This window comes from Streptomyces sp. NPDC046122 (assembly GCF_056429965.1).
Window position 1 is genome coordinate 1 of record NZ_JBWKLQ010000034.1, and the last position, 9,449, is coordinate 9,449.

At 70.8% G+C, this 9,449-nt stretch carries 10 protein-coding genes; 7 read left to right on the forward strand and 3 right to left on the reverse strand.

Annotated elements, in window-relative coordinates; all coding sequences use genetic code 11:
• Positions 1–237 precede the first annotated feature (237 nt).
• Positions 238–549 (reverse strand): hypothetical protein, encoded by a 312-nt coding sequence (locus AC07FK_RS33720; RefSeq protein ID WP_479108719.1) that lies wholly within the window; start codon positions 547–549, stop codon positions 238–240.
• Between the two features lie 135 nt (positions 550–684).
• Between AC07FK_RS33720 and AC07FK_RS33725 the strand changes: the two genes are divergently transcribed.
• From AC07FK_RS33725 to AC07FK_RS33750, 6 genes are all read left to right on the forward strand, one after another.
• Entirely contained in the window at positions 685–1,107 is a 423-nt protein-coding gene (locus AC07FK_RS33725; protein ID WP_453406172.1) for a DUF350 domain-containing protein, read from the forward strand.
• A gap of 320 nt (positions 1,108–1,427) precedes the next feature.
• Complete coding sequence (locus AC07FK_RS33730) at positions 1,428–2,999, forward strand: ATP-binding protein (RefSeq protein ID WP_479108720.1); 1,572 nt, start codon at positions 1,428–1,430, stop codon at positions 2,997–2,999.
• Positions 2,996–3,403: a roadblock/LC7 domain-containing protein gene (locus AC07FK_RS33735; protein ID WP_479108721.1), complete on the forward strand. Its 408-nt coding sequence runs from the start codon at positions 2,996–2,998 to the stop codon at positions 3,401–3,403. The genes AC07FK_RS33730 and AC07FK_RS33735 overlap by 4 nt, the downstream gene beginning before the upstream one ends.
• Positions 3,400–3,774 carry a DUF742 domain-containing protein gene (locus AC07FK_RS33740; protein ID WP_479108722.1) on the forward strand — a complete coding sequence of 125 codons (375 nt, stop codon included), beginning with the start codon at positions 3,400–3,402 and terminating at the stop codon, positions 3,772–3,774. The genes AC07FK_RS33735 and AC07FK_RS33740 overlap by 4 nt, the downstream gene beginning before the upstream one ends.
• A complete protein-coding gene (locus AC07FK_RS33745) occupies positions 3,755–4,366 on the forward strand; it encodes a GTP-binding protein (RefSeq protein ID WP_479108723.1) in 612 nt (203 codons plus the stop codon). Before AC07FK_RS33740 ends, AC07FK_RS33745 begins: the two co-directional genes overlap by 20 nt.
• Positions 4,367–4,395: 29 nt before the next feature.
• Positions 4,396–5,931 (forward strand): cytochrome P450, encoded by a 1,536-nt coding sequence (locus tag AC07FK_RS33750; protein WP_479108724.1) that lies wholly within the window; start codon positions 4,396–4,398, stop codon positions 5,929–5,931.
• On the opposite strand, the gene AC07FK_RS33755 is transcribed toward AC07FK_RS33750, so the two are convergent.
• A complete protein-coding gene (locus AC07FK_RS33755) occupies positions 5,906–7,006 on the reverse strand; it encodes a terpene synthase family protein (RefSeq protein WP_479108725.1) in 1,101 nt (366 codons plus the stop codon). The two genes, AC07FK_RS33750 and AC07FK_RS33755, sit on opposite strands and share 26 nt — an antisense overlap.
• A 280-nt stretch (positions 7,007–7,286) precedes the next feature.
• On the opposite strand from AC07FK_RS33755, the gene AC07FK_RS33760 reads away from it, so the two are divergent.
• Positions 7,287–8,198, forward strand: a complete 912-nt coding sequence (locus tag AC07FK_RS33760; RefSeq protein ID WP_479108726.1) for a TetR family transcriptional regulator C-terminal domain-containing protein — start codon at positions 7,287–7,289, stop codon at positions 8,196–8,198.
• Positions 8,199–8,327: 129 nt separating this feature from the next.
• Here the strand turns inward: AC07FK_RS33760 and AC07FK_RS33765 are convergent, their stop codons facing one another.
• The gene (locus AC07FK_RS33765) at positions 8,328–9,293 is read right to left on the reverse strand and encodes a YihY/virulence factor BrkB family protein (RefSeq protein WP_479108727.1); all 966 of its coding nucleotides are present in this window, start codon (positions 9,291–9,293) and stop codon (positions 8,328–8,330) included.
• Between the last annotated feature and the right edge of the window lie 156 nt (positions 9,294–9,449).

Below are 9,449 nucleotides of genomic sequence, written 5' to 3' on the forward strand. Positions count from 1 at the left end.
GGGTCCCTTTTGTGGCTCCCCTGTGTCCATAGGCGTCCGCTATTGGGGTTTTTGGCGCCCCCTCCTCCCCCCCCCCCTCCCCCCCCCCTCCTCCCCCCCCCCCCCCCCCCCCCCGAGCCGCGTTCCGGGGCCCTCGCAGTGGTTCCGGGGCCTCTCGGCAGTGACCCCGCCTGTTCTCCGGCGGCTCCCGTCTCCGGCGGCTCCTGCCGGGATGGCGACGGCGGAGAGCCGTCCGGGTCAGGGGATCAGGAACGCGTCCGCCGCCACCGCCGCAGCCAGGCCCGACACCAGCAGCCAGGTCCCGAGCCGGGTGCGTCCGCGCCGGCTGAGCTCGATCACGCCCCCGCACAGGATGAGCGCCAGCCCGTACACGCCGACGACCAGGACCGAAGACCGGCTCGCGAGCCGTACGGCGAGGACCGCCGCCACCGCCGCCATCAGGACCGAGGCGGCGGCGATGCGCAGGCGTCTGGCCTGCCGCGGCGTGAGACCGCCGGTCCGTGCGGGAGAGGGGTCGGTCACGGCCTGTTCCTGGTCAGAAGCGCTCATGAGTTCGGATCGTAATGCGTCGTACGGACAGCCGGGACGCCGCCCCGCAACCCGTCCCGCCGCCCCAGGACACCCGTGCGATAGGTTTTGCCTCTCCTTGACCACGATCGACTTCACGCGCGGAGACTCAGACCAATGGAAGACATCGTCAACGGACTTGGCCGCTCCGCCGCGTACGGGGCCCTGGGCGTGGTCCTGCTGACGCTCGGCATATTCCTGGTGGACGCCCTGACGCCCGGCAAGCTCGGCCGGCAGATCTGGGAGCAGCGCAACCGCAACGCGGCGCTGCTGCTGAGTTCGGCGCTGCTGGGCATCGGCGGGATCGTCTTCACCTCGATCTGGACGACGTACACCGACTTCGGCAAGGGCCTCCTGTCCACCGCCGCGTTCGGGGTGCTGGGGCTCGTGATGATGGCGGTGGCGTTCTGGGTCGTCGACCTCGTGACGCCGGGGAAGCTGGGCGAGACGCTGGTCCAGGACGAGCCGCACCCGGCGGTGTGGGTGACGGCGTCGTGCAACATCGCCGTCGCGGCGATCATTTCGGCGTCCATCGCCTGAGGCGGGGGCGCGGCGCGCCCCACCACCTCGTCCGGCCGAGGCCGCTTCCGCCAGCGCGGGAGCGGCCTTCGTGCGTACACGAGGCCCATGCATCACCCGTTCGGTTACTCCTTGCGCACACGCATGAGCCCAGTGTGCAAAATTGGCGAGTCTAAACCCGCCGGGAAGGCCCGTGCAGAGGGTTACGTGAATATGCCGTCGCACTGATCCGATCTGGCTAAGCTCGCTCGAAGCGCGCCGAGTTGATATGAAATCACGCACTTGTTCGTAAGTGTCGTGATAGCCGAATACATCCCCGAATCGACCGCCAGAGGGTTTACATGGTTCGCGTTGAATCGCCTCCAACTGACCGAAAATCCCCGTTCTTCCGCGCGCTCGTGCCACCCGTCCTCCTGATGGCCGCGGCCACCGTCGTCGCCTGCGTCCTCGTGCCGGCCTCCGCCCGTATACCGGTCGTCTGCTTCGGCGCGCTGGCCACCGTGGTGGTGACGGCGGTCGCGGCCGAAGTCGTCCGCCGCGGACGAGCCATGGACGCGCTGCGCGCGGAGTACGGGCAGCGCCTGGCCCTCCTGGACCAGCGGGTCACCGGACACGACCGGCAGACCCTGCGGCTGAGCAACGAGCTGCTCCCGGCCACCATCCGCCGCCTGCGGCAGGGCCAGTCGCCCGCCGAGGTCATGCGCGACATGGTCGACGCGGACCCGTCGTACCGCGATCTCCCCGAGCCCGAGCGCGCGTTGGTGCGCTCCGTTCTCGAAATCGTCGACAACGAGGAGGCGATGCGCGACTCCGCGCAGCGCGCGTTCGTCAACATCGCGCGCCGTGTGCAGGCCATCGTCCACCAGCAGTCCAGCGAGCTGCGGCTGATGGAGGAGGACCACGGGCGCAACCCCGCCGTCTTCGACGACCTGTTGCGCCTCGACCACGGCACCTCGCTGATCGGCCGCCTCGCCGACTCCATCGCCGTACTCGGCGGCGGCCGCCCCGGACGTCAGTGGCCGGAGCCCGTGCCGCTGTTCAGCGTGCTGCGCGGCGCGATGTCGCGCATCCTGGAGTACCAGCGGGTCGACCTCCACTCGATCGCCAAGGTCGCCATCATCGGCACCGCCGTCGAACCGCTCATCCACGCCTGCGCGGAGCTCCTCGACAACGCCACGCGCTACTCCCCTCCGCAGACCCGGGTGCACGTCACCGCGGTCGAGGTGCAGACGGGCATCGCCATCGAGATCGAGGACGGCGGCGTCAGCCTCAGCGAGGAGGCCCGCGGCCGGGCCGAGCGCATGCTGGCGCAGGCCCAGGCCGGCATCGACCTCAACGACCTCGGTGAGACGCCGCGGCTCGGCATGGCCGTGGTCGGCCGGCTCTCGCAGATGTACGACCTCAAGGTCTCGCTGCGGCAGTCGGCGTACGGCGGCGTCCGCGCGGTGCTCATCGTGCCGCGCGGCGTGATCACCACCGGGCCCGCCCCGGGCATCGCCCACGGCATCGGCGCCACCGCCGTTCCCCGCCAGGGCCCGTCGGGTCTGTCCGCGGCGGAGGAGGCCCGTGTCCCGCGGCGCAAGCCGCGGCCGGCCGCCCAGCCGAAGCGGCCGGTGCACGTGCCGGTCGCACGGGAGGAGGACGTCCCCGAGGTGACCGAGTGGACGGCGCAGGGCCTCCCGCAGCGCCGCAGCCGGGGCCGGGCGCCGCTCGGCTCGCACAACCTGCCGCCGGAGCAGCGCCCGGGGGCGCTCAACGGCCGCACCAACGGCCACGCGAACGGCGAGGCCAAGGAAGAGCCGGAGCCGGGGCTCTGGCTCGAGGCCTTCACCAAGGGGTTCAACGGCGAGGCGCCGGACCCGTCTTCCGGTGACGAACCTGATGATGCGTTGGACAAGGGAGATCTCAAGTGATCACGCAGCGGGCGAACTTCGACTGGATGCTCAAGGAGCTGGCCGACGGGGTACCGCAGGTCCAGCAGATCGTCGTCCTGTCCGCGGACGGACTGCGCATCGCCCGGCACGGTGGAGACCCCGACGCGGCCGACCGGCTCGCGGCGGCCTGCGCGGGGCTCCAGAGCCTCGCCGCGGCCGTCGCCTCGGAAATCCCGTACAGCGAGGGGAAGATGCGGCTCGTCGTCATCGAAGTCGACGGCGGACTCTTCTACCTGATGGCCGCCGGGACCGGGGCCTACCTCGCGGTGCTGGCCGACGACACGGTGGACGCCGGGCTCATGGGCACCCGTATGCGGGACCTGGTCATCCGGATCGGAGCACATCTGACGAGCCCTCCGCGCCATGACGGGCAGACCGCATGAGTCCGCCCCGACGAGAACGACGACAGCCGGAGAACGAGGAGACGAAGGATCCGGAACGGCTGTACGTGCTGACCGGCGGCCCGGACGGCGCCGAGCGGGCTCCGCTCGACCTCGTCACCATGGTCGTCTCCCGCACCGAACCGACGCCGACGGTGCAGCCGGAGCAGGCCGCCATCCTGCGGCTGTGCCAAGCGCCGTTGTCCGTGGCTGAGATCTCGGCGTATCTCAGCCTGCCCTTCAGCGTGGTGACGGCGTTACTGACCGAACTCCTCGCCACCGAACTGGTCGAATCGCGGGCGCCGATCGTCCGCGCCACCCTGCCGGACCGGTCCCTCCTCGAAGCGGTGATGCATGGACTTCAGAAGCTCTGACACGATCACCGGCCCGCGCAGCGAGGACGTTCTCCCCACCACGGCCACGTCCGCGGTGAAGATCGTCATCGTGGGCGGGTTCGGTGTAGGGAAGACCACGATGGTGGGCTCGGTGAGCGAGATCCGCCCGCTGACCACCGAGGAGACGATGACCGAGGCCGGGGTCGGCGTCGACGACAACCTGGCGGGCAAGACCGCCACCACCGTCGCGATGGACTTCGGCCGGATCAGCATCAGCGACGAACTGGTGCTCTACCTGTTCGGCACACCCGGCCAGGAGCGCTTCTGGTTCCTGTGGAACGGGCTGTTCGAGGGCGCCCTCGGCGCGGTGGTGCTGATCGACACCCGCCGCCTCGAGGTCAGCTTCGACGTGATCGGGCGGCTGGAGGAGCGGGGCGTACCGTTCGTCGTCGCGATCAACACGTTCCCCGACGCGCCCCGGCACCCCGTCGACGCCCTGCGCACCGCCCTCGATCTGCCCCCGGAAGTACCGATAGTGGACTGCGACGCGCGAGGGCGCGGTTCCTGCCGCGACGTGCTCCTGACGCTGATGCGCTATCTGCACGCCCTGTCCCTGCAACCGCCGGCCTGACGCCCGATCGCCCGATACCTGGAGTGACCGTGACAACCCCCTTCCACCATCTACCCGGAGCGGACGACGGGGCCCTCCCGCCCCCGGGCTGCCCGGCCCACGCCGTCGCCGGAACGGGCCCGGGCGGCCTGCGCCGGCTGTACGGACCGGAGCACGAGAGCGACCCGATGGCCGTGTACGAGAAGCTGCGCGCCGAGCACGGCCCGGTGGCCCCCGTACTGCTCAACGACGACGTACCGGCCTGGCTGGTCCTCGGCCACACCGAGAACCTGCACATGACGCGCACCCCGTCGCAGTTCTCCCGCGACTCCCGGCGCTGGCGGCTGGTCGCCGACGGCACCGTCCCCCCGGACCACTCGCTGGCTCCCATCTTCACCTGGCAGCCCATCTGCGTCTTCGCCGACGGCGCGGACCACGAGCGGCTGCGCGGCGCGGTCACCGACAGCATCGCGCGCATCGACACCCGGGGCGTACGCCGCCACATCAACCGGTACAGCAACCGGCTCGTCAACAGCTTCTGCCAGGACGGCAAGGCAGATCTGGTGGGCCGGTTCGCCGAGCACCTGCCGATGATGGTGATGTGCCAGATCCTCGGCATGGCCGAGGAGTACAACGAGCGGATGGTGCAGTCCGCCCGCGACATGATCAAGGGAACGGCGACGGCGAACGCCAGCAACGCCTACGTGATGGGCGTACTGAGCAGGCACGTGGCCAAGCGCCGCGTCGCACCCCAGGAGGACTTCACCACCTGGCTCGTGGAGCATCCGGCCGGGCTCACCGACGACGAGGTCAGCCAGCACCTGCGGCTGGTGCTGATCGCGGCGTACGAGACCACCGCGAATCTGATCGCCAACGTACTGCGCATGGTGCTCACGGACCCGCGCTTCCGCGCCCAGCTGAGCGGCGGCCACATGACGCTGCCCGAGGCCGTCGAGCAGACGCTGTGGGACGAGCCGCCGTTCACCACGATCCTCGGCCGCTGGGCCGTGGGGGACACCGAGTTCGGCGGCCAGCAGATCAGGAAGGGCGACGCCCTGATCGTGGGGATCGCCGCCGCCAACGTCGACCCGGTGGTACGCCCCGACCCGCACGCCTCGATGCAGGGCAACCGCGCCCACCTCGCCTTCAGCGGCGGGCCGCACGAGTGCCCGGGGCAGGACATCGGCCGTGCCATCGCCGACACCGGCATCGACGCCCTCCTGATGCGCCTTCCGGACCTCCAACTCGCGGTCGGGGAGCACGAACTGCGGTACCGCAGCGCCCTCATGTCGCGGCACCTCATCGAGCTGCCGGTGAAGTTCGCCGCGCGGCCGCCGGAGGCCGACGCCGGCCATCTGACCACGGGATCGCGCACGACGCCGCAGCCCGACTGGCAGGTCGGCTCGCCCGCGCCGGCCGGTGCGTCCGCGCCGCCACCGGCCAGGGTGCCGGGGCCCGCCCCGGAGACCGCGTCCGCACCGCTTCCCGCGGCGGCGCGGACGCCGGTCATGATCCCGGCTCAGCGCAGGCCGGTGGCACCCAAGCGGTTGTGGCAGGCGGTCACCCGCTGGTGGCGCGGCTACTGACCGCCAACTGGTCCCACCACCAGGCGATCGTCGGAAGGGGAAGCGGTTCGGGACTGTCGTCGGCGGGACGCTGCTTCCACCACCCCTCGTCCGGTTTGCCCTCCCGGGCGGAAGGCACGCTGTACCGGGGACACGTGGAGGCCCAGTCGAGGTGCCCGCGGATGAACTGACCGAGCCCCTGTACGTACCGGCGCAGTCCCCCTCCGGCGTCCCTCAGCACCTGGTCGCGCAACCGCAGGAAAAGCACCATGACGCGGTCCCGCATCGCCACGGCCTCCTGGAGTGCGTGATGCGGGTCGCAGTCCAGTTCCTGGCACAGCACGTCGACCAGGTTGAGGTTGTCGTCGGCCCGCAGCAGCTCCTTGTTGCGCGAGTAGAGGTCGTTGTCCCAGCTGACCAGTGTCCAAGTGATCTCGGTGAGAGCCCGCACGCGCGGGTCCTCCAGGTCGTTGTCGGGTACCGAGTATCCGGCGACGATCTCGATCATGGCGGTGGACGGAGCCATGCCTATGGCCCTCATCCACAGCGTGACGTAGTCGTTGAGCGACGGCAGGTCGGGACTGCGCCGCCACGCCGCCTCCCACACGAGCCCCGAGGTGTAGACGCGCATGGCGTCGATCCAGCGGCGGAGCTGCTGCCGGGACGCGTAGCGTTCCAGTTCCAGACGCAGGGAGCGCAGCGCCGCCGCGTGCGGCGACTCGTCCGGCTGCGCGACGGTCGGGGCCTCCAGCGCCCGCATGATGCGTGACGTCTCCTGCGCGAGCGTGTCCGCGGTGGCGTACGCCTCGTCGCACACGCCGTCGTCGAGCGAGAAGAGCACGGCGTGGAACCTGGCCATCAGGGTGAGCGGTTCGAGTTGCCCGTACGCCATGGTGGCGGCCGTGAGCCCGCCGAAGTCGCACAGGGCGAGCCGCCGGCGCTGATGATCGTCCGCGTCGAGACTCTGTTGGAGCATCCACCGCACCGTCATGTCGTTGAGCGTCTCGGCCGACGGGTGGACGGCGGACGGCACCGGGCAGTAGAAGGGCGCCCTCGGTAATTGCCGGCCCAGTCGACTTGGCGAGATTACGTTCATGTTCGGCCTCCTCTTGAGTGCCCCGCGTGCGCTGGGGCCTATATGCCCATGTCCGACCGGCAATAACAATGCAACTGGCCGCCGCTTGAACCGAGTTGATCGCAGGTTGCCCAAAGTTGCAGAAGTCCGCTTTCACCGCTGTGCCGGGGGTTCTCACGGCTTATGACGCCGACTGACACACCGATCAGATTCTCTGCACGGGCCTGCATCCCTTGCGGTGCTTGGCCTTTGATACGAGCCCCGTTGCGCTCTTCTCAACACACGGTTACGCTGGCCGGCCATGCAGCCTGAACCGGTAGGCCGCGTCGGCGACGGTGGCGGTGAGGTCGTCGGGCGGGTGCGCCAAGTGATCGCCGCCGCGGGTGTGAGCCGACGCGAGTTCGCCCGACGCATCGTCATGGAGCCCTCTAAACTCTCGCGTTCACTCAGCGGGGCGCGCCGGTTCACAGTGGCTGAATTGGCACGTATCGCCGATACCGCCGACGTGGACGCCGGCTGGCTGCTGGGGACCCGTACCCGGGCCGCCGCGAAGCCCTCAGCGGTACAACGCGACCGCGCCCGCGCCGCCGCCCCTCCCGAGGGCGGCAGGCCGCTCCAGATCGTCCGGGAGACCGTGCGGCTGATCGCGGAGCGGGGCTTGCACGCCGTACGGGTCGCCGACATCGCGGAGGCCTGCGCGACCAGCTCCGCGGCCGTCCACTACCACTTCCCCGGCCGGGACCAGTTGCTGGAGGCGGCCGTGCGCTGGTGCATGGAGGAGGACGCCGCCCGCCTGGCGGCGGTGCCGGCCGGCGCGGGGGACGCATCGGAGGAGCTGCGGCGCCTGATCGAGCTGCGGACGCCGTGCACGCGGCGGCAACGGTGGCTGTGCGGCGTCCGGCTCGACCTCTGGGCCGAGGCGGCGCGCTCGACCGCCGTGGGCCGGCTGCACCTCGCGTACCACGAACAGTGGCGCGCCACGGTCGCCGACGTGCTGCGGCGCGGAGCCGGCCAGGGGGTCTTCCGTCCCGGCACGGATCCGGAGGCCGACGCGCTGCGGCTCACGGCTCTGATGGACGGCCTGGCCGCGCGGGTGCTGGCGGCCGCACCGGGTACGGAGGGCGGTACGCGCCCCGAGGACATGCGGACGGCGCTGCACGCGTACGTGGAAGCCAACCTGTCCGCACCACCAGGCTCCTCCCCCACGGACTGACCACCTGCGGCGGCCTGGGCCGCGCGCTCCTGCGGTGGGCGGGTCCGTCGTCGCTACGGGGGGCGCCCGTGCCTCACAACCCGTCGCGTCGGCGGCCCCGGTGCGTCACCGAACCCGCCGGAATCGCGCTCAGGCCCCCGGGCCGGGATCGGGCATGACCGGCTCCAGGATGCCCGCGCGGGCGGCCTCGAGCTGGGCGGCGAACGCGACGCCGAGGAAGAGGGCGATGCCGGTGAGGTTCGCCCACAGCATCAGGGCGACGAACGCGGTGAGCGGGCCGTAGACCGCGCCGAACGAACCGCTCTCGGCGACGTACAGGGCGAGCAGCCAGGTCGCGGCGACCCACAGCACGAGGTGCACGGCGGAACCGACGGCGAGCCAGGTGTAGCCGGGCTGGTCGCGGCGGGGCGCCCAGCGGAAGATCACCGCTGACGCCAGCAGGGCGAGCAGGACGCCGACCGGCACCTCCAACGGCCCCCACACGTCGAGCAGGGCCTCCGGCCACCCCAGCGCCTCGACGAGCGAGTCGCCCACCGCCTCACCGGCGACGAGGACCAGGAAACCGAGCACCATCGGTATGCCGGCCCCCAGGGCCAGCAGGAGGCTGCGTCCGTACTTCGCGTGGAACGGCCGGTCCCGCTCGATCCCGTAGATGCGGTTGCTGCCGCGCTCGATCTGCCCCATGGCGGAGGTGAGGTTCACTACGGCGAAGGCCAGCCCGAGCCACATCGCGACGGCGATCGACGTACTGCCGCCCGCGCTGCGCCGGGTGTCCGCGAGTGCGTCCTCGACCAGCTCGTTGCTCGCGCCCGGCACGATGTGCCCGAGCGTCAGTTCCACTACGCGCCCCACGCTGTCGGTGTGCACGCTGGCCGCGACACCGACCAGCGCGATGGCGAACGGCACTATCCCCAGCACCACTTGGAAGGCGAGCGACCGTGCGTGGCTGAAGCCGTCCGCGTACCGGAATCGCGCAAAGGCGTCGAGGAGCAGCTTGCGGCCCCCGTAGTGCCGCAGAGCGGTCAGGGCTTCGTCGCCGGAGAGTTCCTCCCCGATCATGTCCCGTGTCTGGGGGACATGCACCACAGTTCCCATCGAACGCCCGCTTTCACTCAATGTTTCGTCGGAACGAGAATACGAGCCCCGGACGCAAAATAGCCCCGGCCCCCGGACATAAGTCCGGGGGCCGGGGCATAAAATTTGTTCGGCGGCGTCCTACTCTCCCACAGGGTCCCCCCTGCAGTACCATCG

Excerpts from the sequence above, each read along its gene's own strand:
- AC07FK_RS33725 (WP_453406172.1), top strand. The coding sequence starts at position 685 with ATGGAAGACATCGTCAACGGACTTGGCCGCTCCGCCGCGTACGGGGCC.
- AC07FK_RS33760 (WP_479108726.1), top strand. The coding sequence starts at position 7,287 with ATGCAGCCTGAACCGGTAGGCCGCGTCGGCGACGGTGGCGGTGAGGTC.
- AC07FK_RS33720 (WP_479108719.1), bottom strand. The coding sequence starts at position 549 with ATGAGCGCTTCTGACCAGGAACAGGCCGTGACCGACCCCTCTCCCGCA.
- AC07FK_RS33765 (WP_479108727.1), bottom strand. The coding sequence starts at position 9,293 with ATGGGAACTGTGGTGCATGTCCCCCAGACACGGGACATGATCGGGGAG.
- AC07FK_RS33745 (WP_479108723.1), top strand. The coding sequence starts at position 3,755 with ATGGACTTCAGAAGCTCTGACACGATCACCGGCCCGCGCAGCGAGGAC.
- AC07FK_RS33730 (WP_479108720.1), top strand. The coding sequence starts at position 1,428 with ATGGTTCGCGTTGAATCGCCTCCAACTGACCGAAAATCCCCGTTCTTC.
- AC07FK_RS33740 (WP_479108722.1), top strand. The coding sequence starts at position 3,400 with ATGAGTCCGCCCCGACGAGAACGACGACAGCCGGAGAACGAGGAGACG.
- AC07FK_RS33755 (WP_479108725.1), bottom strand. The coding sequence starts at position 7,006 with ATGAACGTAATCTCGCCAAGTCGACTGGGCCGGCAATTACCGAGGGCG.